At 57.1% G+C, this 16,521-nt stretch carries 23 protein-coding genes; 8 read left to right on the top strand and 15 right to left on the bottom strand.

All coding sequences use genetic code 11. The annotated features are described in order from the left end of the window. Positions 1-332 precede the first annotated feature (332 nt). A complete protein-coding gene (locus EDC30_RS04480) occupies positions 333-1,718 on the top strand; it encodes an NfeD family protein (protein WP_132257591.1) in 1,386 nt (461 codons plus the stop codon). Between the two features lie 2 nt (positions 1,719-1,720). Then, positions 1,721-2,491: a slipin family protein gene (locus tag EDC30_RS04475; protein WP_132257590.1), complete on the top strand. Its 771-nt coding sequence runs from the start codon at positions 1,721-1,723 to the stop codon at positions 2,489-2,491. A gap of 323 nt (positions 2,492-2,814) precedes the next feature. Here the strand turns inward: EDC30_RS04475 and EDC30_RS04470 are convergent, their stop codons facing one another. The 15 genes from EDC30_RS04470 to EDC30_RS04405 all read right to left on the bottom strand — a co-directional run bounded on the left by EDC30_RS04470 (position 2,815) and on the right by EDC30_RS04405 (position 11,741). Beyond that, on the bottom strand, positions 2,815-3,312 hold the full coding sequence (locus tag EDC30_RS04470) for a phage virion morphogenesis protein (RefSeq protein ID WP_132257589.1): 498 nt from the start codon (positions 3,310-3,312) through the stop codon (positions 2,815-2,817). Then, positions 3,305-4,162 (bottom strand): phage head morphogenesis protein, encoded by an 858-nt coding sequence (locus tag EDC30_RS04465; protein ID WP_132257588.1) that lies wholly within the window; start codon positions 4,160-4,162, stop codon positions 3,305-3,307. Before EDC30_RS04465 ends, EDC30_RS04470 begins: the two co-directional genes overlap by 8 nt. A 1-nt stretch (position 4,163) precedes the next feature. Next, entirely contained in the window at positions 4,164-5,723 is a 1,560-nt protein-coding gene (locus EDC30_RS04460) for a DUF935 domain-containing protein (RefSeq protein WP_132257587.1), read from the bottom strand. Next, complete coding sequence (locus EDC30_RS04455; protein ID WP_132257586.1) at positions 5,720-7,189, bottom strand: terminase large subunit domain-containing protein; 1,470 nt, start codon at positions 7,187-7,189, stop codon at positions 5,720-5,722. The genes EDC30_RS04460 and EDC30_RS04455 overlap by 4 nt, the downstream gene beginning before the upstream one ends. Further along, complete coding sequence (locus EDC30_RS19420) at positions 7,182-7,322, bottom strand: hypothetical protein (protein WP_165973725.1); 141 nt, start codon at positions 7,320-7,322, stop codon at positions 7,182-7,184. Before EDC30_RS19420 ends, EDC30_RS04455 begins: the two co-directional genes overlap by 8 nt. Further along, complete coding sequence (locus EDC30_RS04450; protein ID WP_132257585.1) at positions 7,319-7,837, bottom strand: DUF3486 family protein; 519 nt, start codon at positions 7,835-7,837, stop codon at positions 7,319-7,321. The genes EDC30_RS19420 and EDC30_RS04450 overlap by 4 nt, the downstream gene beginning before the upstream one ends. Then, positions 7,837-8,055 (bottom strand): hypothetical protein, encoded by a 219-nt coding sequence (locus tag EDC30_RS04445; RefSeq protein ID WP_132257584.1) that lies wholly within the window; start codon positions 8,053-8,055, stop codon positions 7,837-7,839. The genes EDC30_RS04450 and EDC30_RS04445 overlap by 1 nt, the downstream gene beginning before the upstream one ends. Before the next feature lie 5 nt (positions 8,056-8,060). Next, complete coding sequence (locus EDC30_RS04440; RefSeq protein ID WP_132257583.1) at positions 8,061-8,369, bottom strand: hypothetical protein; 309 nt, start codon at positions 8,367-8,369, stop codon at positions 8,061-8,063. Beyond that, a complete protein-coding gene (locus EDC30_RS04435) occupies positions 8,362-8,721 on the bottom strand; it encodes a hypothetical protein (RefSeq protein ID WP_132257582.1) in 360 nt (119 codons plus the stop codon). Before EDC30_RS04435 ends, EDC30_RS04440 begins: the two co-directional genes overlap by 8 nt. Then, positions 8,718-9,341, bottom strand: coding sequence for a hypothetical protein (locus tag EDC30_RS04430; RefSeq protein ID WP_165973724.1), 624 nt, complete (start codon positions 9,339-9,341; stop codon positions 8,718-8,720). Before EDC30_RS04430 ends, EDC30_RS04435 begins: the two co-directional genes overlap by 4 nt. Further along, positions 9,338-9,565: a hypothetical protein gene (locus EDC30_RS04425; protein WP_132257580.1), complete on the bottom strand. Its 228-nt coding sequence runs from the start codon at positions 9,563-9,565 to the stop codon at positions 9,338-9,340. Before EDC30_RS04425 ends, EDC30_RS04430 begins: the two co-directional genes overlap by 4 nt. A 12-nt stretch (positions 9,566-9,577) precedes the next feature. Then, complete coding sequence (locus EDC30_RS04420) at positions 9,578-9,790, bottom strand: hypothetical protein (RefSeq protein WP_132257579.1); 213 nt, start codon at positions 9,788-9,790, stop codon at positions 9,578-9,580. Positions 9,791-9,818: 28 nt separating this feature from the next. Further along, complete coding sequence (locus tag EDC30_RS04415; protein ID WP_132257578.1) at positions 9,819-10,325, bottom strand: lysozyme; 507 nt, start codon at positions 10,323-10,325, stop codon at positions 9,819-9,821. 125 nt (positions 10,326-10,450) lie between these two features. After that, on the bottom strand, positions 10,451-10,882 hold the full coding sequence (locus EDC30_RS04410) for a hypothetical protein (protein WP_132257577.1): 432 nt from the start codon (positions 10,880-10,882) through the stop codon (positions 10,451-10,453). A gap of 10 nt (positions 10,883-10,892) precedes the next feature. After that, the gene (locus EDC30_RS04405) at positions 10,893-11,741 is read right to left on the bottom strand and encodes a LexA family transcriptional regulator (protein ID WP_132257576.1); all 849 of its coding nucleotides are present in this window, start codon (positions 11,739-11,741) and stop codon (positions 10,893-10,895) included. Positions 11,742-11,820: 79 nt separating this feature from the next. On the opposite strand from EDC30_RS04405, the gene EDC30_RS04400 reads away from it, so the two are divergent. Genes EDC30_RS04400 through EDC30_RS04375 form a run of 6 tightly spaced genes read left to right on the top strand, consistent with a single transcriptional unit; the run spans position 11,821 to position 16,511 of the window. Continuing rightward, a complete protein-coding gene (locus EDC30_RS04400; RefSeq protein ID WP_132257575.1) occupies positions 11,821-12,054 on the top strand; it encodes a DNA-binding protein in 234 nt (77 codons plus the stop codon). A gap of 13 nt (positions 12,055-12,067) precedes the next feature. Next, complete coding sequence (locus EDC30_RS04395) at positions 12,068-12,292, top strand: hypothetical protein (protein ID WP_132257574.1); 225 nt, start codon at positions 12,068-12,070, stop codon at positions 12,290-12,292. Beyond that, a complete protein-coding gene (locus EDC30_RS04390; protein WP_132257573.1) occupies positions 12,289-12,597 on the top strand; it encodes an IclR family transcriptional regulator in 309 nt (102 codons plus the stop codon). The genes EDC30_RS04395 and EDC30_RS04390 overlap by 4 nt, the downstream gene beginning before the upstream one ends. 12 nt (positions 12,598-12,609) lie before the next feature. After that, positions 12,610-13,530 (top strand): DUF3102 domain-containing protein, encoded by a 921-nt coding sequence (locus EDC30_RS04385; RefSeq protein ID WP_132257572.1) that lies wholly within the window; start codon positions 12,610-12,612, stop codon positions 13,528-13,530. A 17-nt stretch (positions 13,531-13,547) separates the two neighbouring features. Beyond that, entirely contained in the window at positions 13,548-15,308 is a 1,761-nt protein-coding gene (locus EDC30_RS04380; protein ID WP_132257571.1) for a DDE-type integrase/transposase/recombinase, read from the top strand. Between the two features lie 18 nt (positions 15,309-15,326). Further along, positions 15,327-16,511 (top strand): ExeA family protein, encoded by a 1,185-nt coding sequence (locus EDC30_RS04375; protein WP_132257570.1) that lies wholly within the window; start codon positions 15,327-15,329, stop codon positions 16,509-16,511. Positions 16,512-16,521: the final 10 nt, after the last annotated feature.

Raw genomic sequence — 16,521 nt, 5'->3', positions numbered from 1 at the left:
GCCGGTTAGATTCCGCATATAAAAAAATTGAAGGTCCCCGGTAAATAGGTGTGGGAGAGTAACTTGGCTTGATTTCTCTTAATTTGACTTAAGACAAAGGCGTCCCGGTTTAGTTGCATGTTTGGAATTATTAAGCGATCCGCTCGTTACACGCATGCATAACAGCAAGTGCCTGCGGCATTGAGTGGCTCCTGCAACTTGTCGCATATTCAGTTTCCAGGTTCTTTTACCCTGCGTCATCGGCAATTTTCAGCGCACAATTCAGTCCAAGCATGACCGCTTAGCATTTATGCCAAAGCTAAAGATGTCATACGGCATGGATACCGGACACCATGATGAGACTGATCTGGATGGCGAAAAAATTCATCGTCCTTGCGTTCGTGTTGCTGCCATTGCCGGCTATGGCGTCACGTCCGGTCACGGTGGTCACGATCAACAGCGCCATTGGGCCGGCAGCGGCCGATTATGTCCGGCGCGGAATCGAGCGCGCCGCCAAGGATGGCAGTCAATTGGTTCTGTTGCGGATCGATACGCCGGGCGGGCTGGACTCTTCAATGCGCAACATCATCCAGACTATCCTGACCTCGTCCATCCCTGTTGCCTGTTATGTGGCGCCTAGCGGCGCGCGCGCAGCCAGCGCCGGCACCTATATCCTTTATGCCTGCCACATCGCCGCGATGGCGCCGGGTACGAATGTTGGAGCAGCAACGCCTGTCGCCTTGCAGGGACCATTGAGCGAACCCGAAAAGCCCGCGGGCTCAGAACCCGGCAAAAAGAATAAGCAGCAGGATGGCGAATCCAGCCGCACGGATGACTCCGCTTCTGCCATGCGGCACAAGCAGGTGAATGATGCGGCCGCCTATCTGCGCAGCCTGGCTCAGCTAAGCGGCAGGAATGCGGATTGGGCCGAGCAGGCTGTCCGCACGGGCGCGAGCTTGCCGGCGGAAGATGCCCTACGGCTCGGCGTCATCAATTACCTGGCTGCCGACGTGCCGCAATTGCTGTCCCAGCTCGATGGCAAAGAAGTCCGCGTGGCCGAGAAAGTCATGCGCTTGCACACTGCCGATGCCGGGCTGTCTGAATTCACAGCGGACTGGCGCATACAGCTTTTGGCGGCGATTACCGACCCGAGCATCGCCATCCTGTTAATGACCATCGGCATTTACGGCTTGCTGTTCGAGTTCATGAGCCCGGGCACCGTCGCTCCCGGCGTGCTGGGAACCATTTGCCTCTTGCTGGCCCTCTATGGCTTGCAGCTCTTGCCGGTGAATTACGCCGGCCTAGCGCTGATCCTGCTCGGGCTGGCTTTCATGGTGGCGGAAGCCTTTCTGCCTAGTTTTGGCGCACTGGGCCTGGGTGGCATTGCCGCTTTCGTGGTCGGTGCGCTGATTCTGATCGATCCTGACTTGCCGGGCTTCGGCATTCCGCCGGCGCTGGTTGCCATGCTGGCGCTGGTGAGCATGCTATTGATCGCGGCGACCGCCGGGATTGCGCTCAAGACCAGGCGTCGTGCGCGCGTAACGGGCCTCGACGACATGCATGGCGTCGCCGAAGTGATCGATATTGCCGGCGACATCGTCTGGGTCCGGCTTCGCGGCGAAACCTGGCGCGCGGCCAGTCGCCAGCCCTTGCAAAAACATGAAAAGGTCCGCGTTATCGGCCGCCATGGCCTGGTGCTGGATGTGGCGCCATTGGAGTCCAACGATAAAGGAGCATAGCGATGATTATGAATTTCGGTTTCGGCGGCCTGCTCATTCTCGTGCTGTTCCTGCTTTTTTCGTCATTGCGCATCCTGCGCGAGTACGAGCGCGCCGTCATATTCCAGCTGGGCCGTTTCTGGGCCGTCAAGGGACCCGGGCTGATATTGCTGATCCCGGTGCTGCAGCAAATGGTGCGGGTGGATTTGCGCACCATCGTGCTGGACGTGCCGACGCAGGATGTCATCTCGCGCGACAATGTCTCGGTCAAGGTAAACGCGGTGATTTATTTCCGCGTGGTCGCCCCGGAAAAAGCCATCATCCAGGTCGCCAATTTTTTCGAGGCGACCAGCCAGCTGGCGCAAACCACCTTGCGTGCCGTGCTGGGCAAGCATGAACTGGACGACATGCTGGCCGAGCGCGAGCGCTTGAATGTCGATATCCAACAAGTGCTAGATGCGCAAACCGATGCCTGGGGCATCAAGGTGGCGAACGTCGAGATCAAGCATGTCGATTTGGATGAATCGATGATCCGCGCCATCGCGCGACAGGCGGAAGCGGAACGTGAACGGCGCGCCAAGGTGATTCATGCCGAAGGCGAGTTGCAGGCTTCGGAAAAACTGATGCAGGCCGCCAATGTATTGGCGCGGCAGTCGGGAGCCATGCAATTGCGCTACCTGCAAACGCTCTCGAATATTGCCGGCGACAAGGCCTCGACCATCGTCTTTCCTGTTCCCGTCGATATTCTCTCCGCCATCTCGGAAGTAGCCAGGAAATCCGAGCCGCGGGCATAAAAAAAAGCTGGCTTCGTAACCGAAGTGAGGGGGAGTGAGATAAATCCAATGGGAACTACAAGATAAATCCGGGAAGAATAAAAATAAAACGGGAACAACTGGGATTTGATTGTAACGAAGTTATATAGAGCAAAACAAAAAAAGGCCCAAAAAAACGGGCCAAAAAAGTATCTATTTAGTACTCATCGGAGGATTCCCTCCTCGCAGCATGATCCAGACCGTAAAACACGGCAATAGATTGACGCAAAGTCGCCTGTTGTACTTTGACCAGTGAGCGCCAATCCATACTCCACCTGGTTGAAACAGAAAACCGATCCGCATGCTTAGACTCCCGACATAAGGTGCCGCGCGGCGATGTCCAGGATATCCTCCTGGTCGTTCGGCATCAGAACCATGAACGGACGTGCCACCGTTCCTGGATGCTTTACCCGCCTGAAGACTTTGCCACCGAACGCAAGCGCCTTCTTATTCTTTGGTTTGATTTCATGCGGCTTCGAGCCGAAGTGCATAGCAGCGGCATACGGCCTATTCGTGCCGACACCGGCCTCAGTATTCGAATGGAACGGCGTCATCGATGCGGCAAGCTTGCCTGTGGCCTGGAGAATCTTCCCGGCCTTTCCAGCAGCGGCGCGAGCGGCCAACGTCGAGGAACGAAGTGCACGCCATTTTTGCGGCCGACCTTCTGCACGGAAATTGTCCTCAATGGCACCGAGCATGACGCCAGAGATCGCCGCCATGGCCGGCTTGGCATCTTGAGAATGATCAAGCATCTTTTTCAATGCCGTCTGCACCTCTTGATCTATAACAGGAATGTTAATCATGCTTTCTGCTAACCTCTTGAAGCGGAGCTGGTGCGTCTTTCAGCTTCTGATCATAAAGCGATTGCAGCCGATTGCTGGCGGCGCCGGGGTTGTAATCCCAGCCCATGTCAGGCGTGAGCACCTTGCCGGAAATCGGGTCTTTATAGCCATTGATCTGAACACTGGCGGTAGAGCCGTCGCGCTTTTTGACGCTCCTCGTGACCGTCTCCATGCGGCCTTCGCCGGAAGACACGACAAACTCGCCACGCTCCTTGCGCCGATCGGTGCGAGGAATGACTCGGCAACGGCAGCGAAAACCATTAGGTGGATACCAGGTCTGCCAGAATGGGTCATCGTATCGAAACACAAGGCCATTCAAAGATGCATGCTGCGGCCTGGTACGGCTATCCATGACAGCCGAATATTCCCACCACGGCGAATAGGTTGTGCCGGCCATCATTTCACGGTACCGGCCGGCCATATAGGCAGACTGGATATTGGTCTCGTAAATGGTTTCAAGCCGCCACGGCGTGCCATATGTGACGCTACGAATCTCGCCGGTATAACGATTGGTTTGCTCGACCTTGCCCCACCATCCTTTTGCCATCAAGAGCGGCTGCAGCTTTTCCAGGAATGCCGGGAAGGTGCCTCCATTCTTCAGATCGTCCTGCAGGGCGTTGTAGATATCAGAAAGGACATCGAGGCGTGTGGCCTTGGCTACCGTGAACGATTGAGTATGCGCGTGGCGCCATACTTCCTGCCAGTCCCATGAGACCTTCAGGCCCTTGCGCTCGAAATAGGCGATCGCTTCTTCAGGCGGCTTGCCGAAGACAGCCTGGATATCGGCCGGCGTGACTTCTGGCTTGGCCATATCAATCCTCTACTTCCTGTTGAACGGCCAGACGCCCAACGGTATCCGCCAAGAACAAAGCATTGGCAAGGGATGCCTGCAGGTCATCGAGAGACACATCAGGAAAGATTTCAACCAGCTTTTCCAGCGCGGCCTGATGATTGCCTGACTGGCGCACTGCTTTCATCACCGGCGCCAGGATCTTGCTCATCAAGGCCTGCAACTGGTTATCCGCCAATGATGCGATCAATGCATCGATCGCGGCTTGATCGGCAGGAGTGTCCGGCTCGGCGAACTCAGCCGTAGAGACCGAAGTGGCACCATTGCCTGGCGCAGCCTGCTTCGTTACTTCCGTGTAGTCGCCACCGAAATCCTGCCGGATCGATTCAAGCGTCGGCCGGAATCCCATTTCATACAATTTCTTCTTAGTGCTGGCCAGCTTGTCGAGATCTGCAGGCTCTTCAATGATGCGATACACCGTGGGATACGGCGCGCCTGGCATGTTGTAGTCGACAATCCAGCGCACCAGCTGGCTCATCAACGTATCGGAAAGGAGGTCGCCATCGGCCTTTGTCAACTCCAGGCGAACTTCGTTTTCTACATTGATGTTTGCAGCCAGTTGCCCGCCGGAGCCGATGCCGCCCGACTTGCCGAGAACGACACCAGCAATCTGATCGTCCATGTATTTGCATAGACGCTCATAGGTGTCGATACCAGATCGTGCCGCTTCAAGCAGGGTAACCTCCATGCCTTGCGGTACCATGATTGCGGCTTCCTGCTGGAATGCGCGCAGTGCTGCCTTGAGGGTGGACTTTTCAGCAACCGTTGCATTGTTCGGATACTTCCCAACAGGGACTGGTGTGCCAAATCGCTCTGCGAAAGAAAGCCAGAACTGGATGCCTTGGCGCTTGAAAAATACCGGCCAGAACAGGCGCGTTCCCAAGCCCAGACCCCATGGATTGTTGTACCTGGCACCGAAGCGATGAAGAACGAATTTCCGGTGCGGCACCTTCTCGCCATCACCAGAGTTCCGTGGTGTCAGCAAACGGACGCCACAACGGGCAAAGCGATATTCGTCTTCGTCTGGATTCAATTTAAATTGAAGAACCCATGGTTCGAAATCGATCGCCTCGGCGGCTACAATTTCGCGGCCGTCGCGCTTCCACATGATCTCGTGCGATGAAATGCCCTTGAGAGTGGCGTCGAGCATGTTTGTGGTCAGCTGGTCAAAGCTCAGATTCCTCAGCTGTGCAGTCACCATATCAGCAGCTTTTTTGGCGATGCGCGAAGTATCGCCTTCCGGTGGTGCTGCTTTCCAATTGCGCGACGTGAGAGCGAGTTTGCGCTTCTGCAGCGTTTCCCATACCTTGGGATCTCGTTCCAGTTCGTCGTACAGCTTCAGACCCATGGCGGTGCCGCCGCCGCGCGTGAGAATGGTGTCGTCTGAAGGCAGAAGCCGATCGAAGGAGCCAAGGATAAGCTGGCGCGCAATGATTGACACTTCATTGAACACCGGTGACGTCTGTCCATCACCACCGGCACCTACGCTTTCATTGATCAGCAGATTCGATCCGTTATTCATAGTGCTCTCACATAGTCGTTGTATGCACCGCCGATGCGGGTGTCATTGATTGATTCAAATTCGATCACAGCACCAGGATTACGGCTTGCGAAGTCAGCCAGCAGCACTGAGATCGCCGCGTCGCCGTGACGCTTGCCGCCATCGTTGCCAGTTGTATGGCCGCTGTCGGGCACCTTCGGCACGCCTTTGTCCACGACGATCGCGCGCATATCGGCCAGCACGTCGGCATCCTTGGGAATCAGGATCTCAGCATCTTCAAATGCCGCCTTCATCTTGGGCATGTTTTCGCGGTAAAACTCACGCGTCAGCATGACCTGGTGAACCATGGCGGCGCCATAGCGTTGCATTGCCACCTCAGCGAGGTACTGTCCATTCCCGCGTGCGTCGTGTGCAGCGCCAGAGAAACGCGGCAGGCGATCGGCAAGCCAAAACACGACTTGCTCTTGCTGCTTGAATGGCACATTGCGCATCTCGATCATGAATGGCGCGCGGCACCGTAAGCTTTGCTCCTCCAGTAGCGGCGTCACAACAGACAAGTCGCCATTACGGGCAAAGTCCATGCCGTAGAAGGAACGCAGGTTCTTAGGCAAAGCCGATACCAAGGGCGCGAGGTTTTGCTCGATCCAGCCATCGACGTAGGCGCGGCGCTCTGCATCGGAGCGCTGTTCAAATCCTTCAGGGCAGGTCAAGCGAATGACTGGCGCCGATGCATCCATGCGCGACTCAATGAGGGCGCGCGACATATATGCACCGCCAGACTGCGATGGAGTGACATCCAATTCCTCGGCATCGTTCGGGCGATAGATGGCGCGGATCTCTTCGCACCATGCCGCTTCTGCAGCAGGCGACCATTCACGCTTCGTGGCCAGGAAAACGCGCCTGCATAAACCTTGCCGCACCGCCTCGTCGAATTCGATACGATGTAGCGAGTAAGGCTTCTTCCCGGCCCGGATATCTTCGATCAATTCATTGAAGGGATTGTCGACGCCGTTATGCGTCGAGATGACCGAGACTGAACCGCCCCAGATTAGCAGCGCGAATGCGGCCTTGAGCAGCTCCTTCAGGTTCGGATGGAACGCTGCCTCATCAATGATCACGCGGCCCTGCTTACCGCGCAGGTTGGACGGACTGGATGAGAGTGCGGTGACGCGAAAGCCTGATGCAAAATTGATGCGGAAGGTCAGAATGTCGCGTTCTTCATCCTTGATCACCTCTTCCTCCATTTCGGAGGCGGCAAGGTTGTAGTGCTTGGCCCAGAATGCGCAGTCGCGGATGAACTCCTGCGCCATGTCTTTGTTGTAGCCGATGTACCAGGTGTCCTGGCCATGCTCGGCTGCGGCTTCGAGCGCAGATCCGGCCGCTTCGCCCCAGGAGAGACCAACGCGGCGCGACTTTTCACAGACCCGCACTGGCGATGTGTCGGCCAGCCACTTCTGCTGATAGGGCAGTAATACGGCGTCAGTCATAGCCGCAATTCCATTCAATTTTGGCGAGACGCTTCCAGGCTGCGCGCGCTACGCGAGCAGTCAAGGCGAACAGCGCGGTGCCGATCCCGAAGCCGAATCCCATTGCGCAAGCGGTGATGAAAGTGGTGATCATTGCGCGATTCCGAGAATGCTCTTCTTGATCACGTCGATCGATTCGGCAGTGAGACCACCGCTCTTGGCGATCTTCTCAACTTCGGCAGCGGCTTCCTTCGCCTTGGTTTTGACCTTGCTGCGGAATTCCTTGACGTTGGTGGATGAAAAGCCGGATTCGATCGCAATGCTGGCCAGCTTGGCAAAGCCAATCTTCGGGTCTTCCTCCATGTTCATCAGCATGGAGAATGTCTTCTCCTGGATGACGCGCAGCAGTGCATCGCCGAGAGCATTCTCGTCATCAGGAACGGCCTTGGCGATCGCTTCGGCTTGTTCGGTGGCCATCTTCACTGCGGCCAGCTTTGCCTCGAACTTGGAACCATAGCGGTGCAGGCTGGATTTGCTGATGTCGTAGCCTTTTTCCTTCAGGCCTGCAGCCAGCAGCTCGTAGTCGGCGAAGTTTCCTTCGACCAGGGCATTGTCCAGCCATTCCTTGACTGCCTTCGGCAAGGCGGCGACTTTAGAGCGCGGCGCCATCAGCACCCCCACCAACGGTGAATGAACGGCGCGATCGCCAAGCACGCGAAGCCGGTGCCGAGCAGGAATCCGAGCGCAATGCCGCGCAGGATGTTGCATACCTTGCAGTAGGTGGAAATCGGCAGCAGCAGATCGCAAGCCAAACCGAACAAGCGGTCATGGAGCCGTGCCTTGGCGCGCATGACAGCGCGAAGAATATTGTTTAGACGCTGCACCATTGCAATCACCAGTACTTCTGCGGACGAGCGATCCCTGGCTCGCAGGGGATGGTGTATTCAACCAGGTCGATGCCGGTGCGCGTCAGCCTTGCATGCCATTGCGGGCTATCCTGGCCCTTGAGTTCGACTAGCTGCCGCTCCTGGAGATAATCCAGTTCGCAGCGCAATTCCTTCTGCGTGATCTCTACAGTATCCGCCAGTGCGGAGAGCAGCAGCGCCTCGCCTGCGCCTAATGGGCGGGAGCAGTTCAGGCATTGCAAAATAAGCCAGCGGTTGGTTTCGCGCCGGGCTTTTTCCATATCAGGTTTAATCATTATTCTTTACCCTTAAAAACGTATCAATTCGAGCGGCTAGGCCGTCAAACTTTGCGTGCAGCGTCATCTCGGAACGGATAGCATCTTCACGTCTGACGTATCGATCTGGCAATTCCGCTTTGAGCATCAACAAATCTCTGTCGAGATTTTTTTGTGACTGCTCAATTCGATCGAATCTTTCATTGGTCCGGCTGCTTTCTTCGCTACGTGCGTTTTCGAGGGTCTCAAAGCGCGAAGCAAGCCCGGCATTGAACTGTTTGACGATCAGGGCTATCAGCGCCCAAAACGCGCTGATGAGGGTGACTGCCATGCCAAACAGGTGCCACACTTCAAGTTCAAAAGCGAGTCTCATCTGGCTGCATTCCCTTCAATGAAATCGACGTGCCGAAGCACCCTGTCTAGTTGCTCTTCGAGCTTGCGGCAGTAGGCGCCGTACTCTTCGTGGTGTCGGAGGATTTGCTCGGCTTCGATGCTTGAGCGCTCAAAGGGGTCGGCCGCACAGGCTTGAATTTCAACTCCGCCGATATCGGCGCCGGCGGCGCCTGGCACTCCGTAGCCGATGGCGCGATCGTAGTCGCACACCCAGCCATTAGTGACAATCCACTGAGGGATAGCAACGAGCGCAGCAGCCGGCTGCGGGCGGTATTGAGTCGATACATCTTTGGCCCTTTCATTCAATTTATTTTTCAAGGCATCGATTTGCTCTTTTGCTTCAAGCAGTTCGCCGGATAGCTGGAGCACATTGCGCGCCTCTGCATCGCGCTTCGCTTGGCGCTTTTGCTCTGCTATACGCTCAGTCTCAGCTCGCTTTTCATTCTCCGTGGCGATCTGTAGTTCATATTTCGACTGTGCGCGGCTATAGCCGTTCTGATCGAGTCCCCATGCGACGACTGAAATGACAATCGCAATGTAGATATTTTTTGCTGTAGAAGAGGTCAGCGCTTTACCTATGGCGGCGAAGGTAAACATCATTTGCCTCCTTCCTGCGCACCGCTGTATTTCATGGCGATCAGTTTGTGCGCAGCCGCCGAAGCGCCGACGATGCCGAGGTAGATAAACCAAATCTCGGGCATATCGGTGCCTTTGTAGACTTTCCAGATGAAGCCAATGGTCGCGGCCAGATACGCGACATTCGACCAAAGCTTGGTGTGCGACAGGTGGCCGTTGCCTTCGCTGTTGATCAGCTGCTTGATCATGGCGGCAACCTCCTAGCCTTTAACTGCGCGCTTGTGGCGCAGTTGATTGCGGCGCTTGATTGCCGCACGCTTATCCATGGAAACCGTGCGGCGGGAATGACGCACGCCGGACAAGCTATTGCGACCGATACCAGCGGCCACAGGCGCTGGCCCTGTCTGAAATGGAGAAATAAGTCGCTTGAGATCCTGCACCATGTTGCCGGCACCAATGATCGCAATAGACATGGCTGCTCCGAGCCACGCGCGAGAACGATTAAACATTCTTCACCCCCTTGAAGAGCGCGCGTTCATCTTCACGCCGCAATTCCAAGCCCTTGGCTACACGCAGGCATCCGCACTTCGGATCGCGGTACTTATTCCAGCGCGGGAATTCATCGGCTGCGCCACGCCTGTCGCTGGCATTCAGCTTTCTGAGGAGAGTGGAGTTGGCGAAGTTGGTCGCGCCAATGTTGAGGACGAGTGAGCAAAGCGCGTCGAATTCGCATTGCTTCAATTCGACCTTTACCAGCCGCTTGATCGCGTTCTCGGAATCCAGATTGTCTTGGCGAAGCAGCTGGTCGGCTTCGGCTTCGTTGATGGTGCATGTCATCAAACGGTCGGTTTTCGACTTGATGACATGACCCCAGCCAATGGTCGGCTTGCCAGCGTCGCAAAAATACATGCGAGTGGCGAAACCTCTCGGGGAGATTGCCGGCGGGCCTTTCTCGTACTTCTTTTCGATAGCCAGGCCGGCTTCGGAAATGTGCAGTTGGTCGTTCAATTGGCGCCTCGCAGCGACGGCGCCGTACCTGCACAATGCGGGTTTCCTTAGCGCACGTCCTGCCGCGAGATTACGCGCGCGCGAAGGAGGGAGTAATTAAAACGCTTTACTAATTGCCTGTGAAATTAAGACTGTGGATGCAGGACAGAGACTTGATACATCGATCCGAAAAAATTAAACCATTCCAAGGTGGGCTTGCCAAATGGCGAGTCCTTTTTTGGAAATGCCTGCATCCCCGCCAGCATCAAATCATTTGCGCTGGCTGCAATGCCTTTTTCACGCAGCGATTTGGCGTGGTAGTAAGCGATGTTGGAGATTTCCTTTTCCGATGTATTGAAGAACTGCGCCGCGTCGAACAGGACCGATGCGGTTTTGCCGACACGCGGGTCTGCTGGATCAAGCGCCTCTCCTGCTTCTACTACTGCCAACTTATAAGCCGGCGTTTCCTTGACCTGTTCGGCCGCTGCGGCCTCGGCCTTTGCCTGCGTTGTGGATTGTGAGCCGCTGCAGGCGGCAAGTGATGCACACAGAATGAAAGCGATTGCGATGTTTTTCATATTGCCTCCCTTAGCGTAAACGCGGCCACACAACGCGGCCAAGAATTTGTAAATTTAATTCCCTGAGCTGCTCAGCGGAATACGTATTTTTGCCGTATTCCTCATTGTCGGATTTGATTGTGACTGAGCCGTCCAGGTTGATCAATACGCGCTTTAGCAGTAGCGCCTCGCCGATCTTGAGCACATAGATAGCCGAAGCATCCAGGCGATTCTGGCGCATGTCGACCAGCACCAGGTCGCCATCATAGACAGTCGTCGCCATTGAGCTGCCACGCACCTGGACCAGGGCGATATCGCCATGCGTGATTCCCAGCACGCGGGAAAGCCATTCACGCTTGAATGCCAGGTAGTCGACGATCTGATCGCTCTCCACGATCATGCCGTGCCCAGCAGATGGCCGCGCCGATGTGCGCGGCACCAGCTGGTAGTCGCTCATTCGGTAATGCTCGGCGTTTTCCTGGGCCACTTCGGTGTCGACAGAGAAGGTCTCCGGCAGACGATCGCGGAAGCGATCCAGCAGCTGGTCGGCCGTCAGCTTTTCCACAAACGCGGCTTCCTGCATTTCCTGCATCAGACCTCGGCCCACTGTCGAATAACGGAGCGCGACATCAGTCGCCGCCATGGTGGCATCACGCAGCGTGGACGAATCTACACTTCCCGTGAACACCCACCGAAAATCCACATTTCGTGAAGCCAAAAGTTCGGTCAACTTCTCATAAGGGATCGATCCCTTCTTTTTCCGGTTAGAAAAGGCAGTCGCAGACATTTCCAGCAAGGCCGCTAACTCCTTGTCGCCGTTCACTTTTAAAGCGATTTTCGCCCTGGAAATCACTTCTTCAAATTTATTTTCATTTTTCATGGAGTGCCTGCTTGCAACTTCACATTTAGTGGATTATGATGTCCGCATATATCCACAAATAAACAACTTAATACACAGAATGGCAAGCATATCACCCGTCAAGACGCGCGAACAAGTGAAAAAAGAGTTCGCCAGGAAAGGTGTCTCCATCCGTGCCTGGGCAATCGCCAATCATTTCGACCCGAAGCTCGTCTACGAGGTCTTGAATTCCCAGCCGGCCCGCCCTTGTGTGCGAGGCCAGTGCCACAAGATCGCCGTCCGCCTCGGCCTCAAGGAAGGCGTCATCACCAATTCCATCCGCAATGCCATCTAGGAGACATCAACACATGAAACTCTGTGACGTTCAGGTCATTTACCCGGCGCCTGAAGATGCGGCGCTCAATGAAGATGCACCGTGCTACCGCAACATCGTGTGCGAAACCGATTTGGAAGCTGAAGTCATCGCCGCGAACCTTCACGATCAAGCGCACCGCCGCTGGGCTGGCGCCGAATTCGTGGTGGTCTCCTGCAAGACTGTCCTTTGCCCAAGCGCGCTGCCGGAGGCCGCATGAGTGAAGCCAAGTACACCAACGATGCGCAGCAGCGCCTGCTCAAGGTCGTGATGCTGCTCGGGGAGGATGTGGTCACCGGCCTGACTACCACGCAGATCGCCAAGGAAATCGGCGTTCCTGCCTCTTACATCACCCGCGACATGGAAAACCTGAAAACGGCTGGCTGGGCATTCCAGCAAGAGGAAACCGGCCGTTGGCTGCTTGGCGCCAAGGCCGGCGCCCTGGGCGTCAAGGTGATGGCTTCCATCGATCGCGCCGAACGCAAGATCTCGGAAATCCGCAACCGCTACACCCGCAACAACTAACAGGAGAAATCAATGGCACGTAAAAAGAACGAAACCACAGTCGAGCAGACCGAAGTCGACAACGAAGCGCTGCAGCAGGGAGCGACAGCGCTGGTCGAAGTCTCCGCCAATGCCGCGAAAGTCGCTGAACTGATGGGATACGACCTGCCCTATAACCAGGAGCGCGTCGTTCAGGAGGCGCGTTTCTACATGGGGCAGTCAGCTGAAGCCATGCTGGAAGCCGGCAAGCGGCTTGTCCTCCTGAAGGAAAACGAGGGGCACGGCGAATTCATCCAGATCGTCGAGGAGCGTCTCGGCATTCCGGCCCGCACCGCGCAACTGATGATGCAGGCGGCGGTGAAGTATTTGACCAACCCGGCGCTGACCTCAAAAGCGCAAACGTTTGCGCTTTTGGGCAAGAGCAAGCTGTTCGAGCTGATGACGCTCGATGACGATAGCCTCAATGAATTGGCTGAGGGCGGCACGGTAGCCAACCTCAACCTGGACGAGATCGACCGCATGTCGGTGCGTGAATTGAAGGCAGCGCTGCGCGAATCCAGGGAAACGGCTGAGGCCACCGACAAGGTGCTGGCCTCCAAGAACAAGAAAATCGACCAGCTCACCACCGAGCTGGAGCGCAAGAAAACAGCCACGCCGGCTGACGAGTGGGAATGGGCGCCGGCCCGGCGCGCGCTGCTCGACTCCAGCGAAACCATCGCCAACCTCGCGCAAAGCGAACTGCGCCGCGCCCTGGTCGACATCCAGGAGCAGGCAGCAACCTCCGGCCACGGTGATGTGCCTGAAGAAATGGAAGTGCTGCAGGCTCAGGCGCTGACTTCCGTCATGCAGGCATTGATCGCCCTGCAGAAGGAATTCCGCATCAACGTCGACCTGGAAGCTCTGGTGTCTCCGCCCTGGATGAAAGACTTCCAAGCTTCCAGCTCCAACGACTAATCCAAGAAATCGCCACCATGCGTTCTGAACTCGCCATCCAAGACTACCTGCGCGCCCTGGGCGCTGCGCTCAAAGCCGCTAAACACGGTGACCGCGCGGCGCTGATCGAGCGGGCGGTTGCCGACCTCTCACTGTCGAGAGCATCGGTGTTCCGCAAGCTCGGTGAGTTGGGCTTCGAGGCCGAGCGCAAGCCGCGCGCCGACAAGGGCAAAAGCGGCCTTACCCAGGAAGAAGGTCAGACCATCGCGGCCTACCTCATGGCCGGCACGCGTGCCAACGGCAAGCGGATCGTCAGCGTCGAGCAGGCGCTGGCCGATCTGCGCGCCAATGGGAAGATCCGCGCCGAAAACATCGATCCGAGCACTGGCGCAGTGTCGCAGCTGTCTGCCACGACCGTTACCCGCAAGCTGCGCGAATGGGGATTGCACCCGGACCAGCTTAACCGTCCGGCGCCGCACGTCGAAATGGCCAGTCTGCATCCGAATCACGTCTGGCAGATCGACGCCTCGGTGTGCGTGCTGTTTTACCTGCCGAAGCGTGGCCTGCAGGTGATGAGCGACAAGGAGTTCTACAAGAATAAGCCGCAGAACTTCGAGAAGATCAAGAACGACCGCGTCATCCGCTACACATGCACCGACCACACGACCGGTGCGGTGCAGGTGCGCTATTACGCAGGTGCAGAAACTGGCCTCAACCTGGCTGATTTCTTCATCCATTGCATCCAAAAGAAAGAGCATGCCCAGGAGCCGATCCATGGCGTGCCGTTCATCCTGATGGACGACGCTGGCAGCGCCAACACCAGCCACCTGTTCAACAATCTGCTGGATCGCTTGAATGTGCGGCACCTCACACATGCACCAGGGAATCCACGTGCCTCCGGTTCGGTGGAGCGTGCGCAGAACCTGGTCGAGTGCCACTTCGAGAGCCGCCTGGGCGTCGGTCGCCAGATCGAGAGCCTGGACGAGTTGAACGAACTGGCAGGCACCTGGGCGCGATGGTTCAACGGCACGAAACAGCATAGCCGGCACGGCCATACCCGTTACGGCTTGTGGCAAACCATCCGCGCCGAGCAGCTGCGCGTGGCGCCGTCCCGCGAAATCTGCCAGCTGCTGCTTTCCACCAAGCCTGAAACCCGCAAGGTGGACGGCAACCTGCGCATCAGCTATGCCCTCAAGGGTCAGCCTTCGCGCCAGTATTCGGTCGCGCATGTGCCCAACGTGATGGTCGGAGAGAAGCTGACCGTCTGCATCAATCCTTACAGTGTCCCAGCCATCAACGTGATCGAAAAAGGCGCGGACGGCGCAGAAATCTTCTTCGAGTGCCAGCCGCTGGAGGTCAATGAGTATGGCTACACCGAAGCAGCCGTGATCATCGGCGAAGGATACAAGTCGACAGCAGCGACCCCGGCCGATACCGGGCGCAAGGAAGCCACCAAGGAAGCCTACGGCGTCTCCACCATCGAGGAAGCCGAAGCGAAGCGCCGCGCCAAGGCCCGGCCCTTCGAAGATGTCGATGCGGTGTCCTACCTCAAGGAAGAAACGGTGGCGACCTATACCTCGCGCAAAGGCACCGACATGGATGTCGCTTCGCCGCGCCTGGAAGAAAAGCCAATGACCCACACCAAGGCGGCGATGGAGCTGGTGCGCCGTGGTCTGGAGATGAGCCCGGAAAGACACCGCCTGCTCAAGCAGTGGTATCCGGACGGTGTGCCCGAATCAGAACTCGACGCCCTGCAGGCGCGGATGACCACCCGCCCAACCTTGCGCGCTGTCTCGTAACACCCAGGAGGAAACCCGATGAAAAAACTACTGAAAACAATCGGACAGGCGCAGGCCGATCTTGCCAAAGCCTGCCAGGTCAGCACGGCAACCATCTCGCTCTTAATTGCGAAGGGCCAGTGGCCCAAGCGCAATCCCGAGCAGCTGCGCGGCCGTATCCGTGCCTTCTTTCTGGATCAGGGTGTCGACGCAGAGGTAGTCGACGCTGCCATGCCGGAATTAAAAACCGGGGAGGAGGCTGCCACCTCGACCCCGGCGTCACTGCAAAACCCCATCAACTCAAACGCAATGGAGGACTCCATGTTACTGCAAAACGAAACCCTGACACCAGCCGCCCGCAAGCATTTCCGCTTGATCCGCAACCCGTTCGCCGACGACATCACGTCGCTGGACGATGTTTTCATGTCACCTGACATCCGCTTCTGCCGCGAGGCCATGTGGGATGTGGCAAGGAACGGCGGCTTCTGCGCCGTGGTCGGTGAATCCGGCAGCGGCAAGACCACGCTGCGCGAGGAAATGCACGAGCGCATCAAGCGCGAGAACGCGCCGGTCATCGTCATCGAGCCGTATGTGCTGGCCATGGAGGATAACGACATCAAGGGCAAGACGCTCAAATCGTCCCAGGTTGCCGAAGCCATCATCCGCACCCTTGACCCTTCCGCCACCCCGAAGCGCACGCCAGAGGCCCGTTTCCGCCAGCTGCACGACCTGCTGAAGGCTTCCTACAAGTCCGGCAACACCCACGTGCTGATCATCGAGGAGGCGCACAGCCTGCCGATCGCCACGCTCAAGCATCTCAAGCGCTTCCGCGAGATGAAGGATGGTTTCGCCCGCCTGCTGGGCGTGATCCTGATCGGCCAGCCTGAACTGAAGATCCGGCTGTCGGCGCACAACCCCGAGGTGCGCGAAGTGGTGCAGCGCTGCGAGGTGGTCGAGCTCGGCCCGCTGGACCGCCACGTCGAGGGCTATGTCAAGCACAAGCTGCAGCGCGCCAGCGTCAAGGTTGAGGAAATCTTCGACCAGGATGCGTTCGATGCGATCCGCATGAAGCTGACCCGCTCGGTACGCGGCAGCAAGCCATCCGACGCGGTATCGATCTGCTATCCCCTGGTGGTGAACAACCTGATCGCGCGCGCCATGAACAACGCGGCCACGATTGCAGCACCGAAGATCAACAGCGAACTGATTATGGAGGCGGCTTAACCGCTGCCCA

Origin of the sequence: Paucimonas lemoignei, assembly GCF_004342585.1 — a bacterium.
GTDB lineage: Bacteria > Pseudomonadota > Gammaproteobacteria > Burkholderiales > Burkholderiaceae_D > Paucimonas > Paucimonas lemoignei.
Note: the sequence above shows the minus strand (reverse complement) of the source record. Positions and strands in the feature narration are given on the sequence as shown.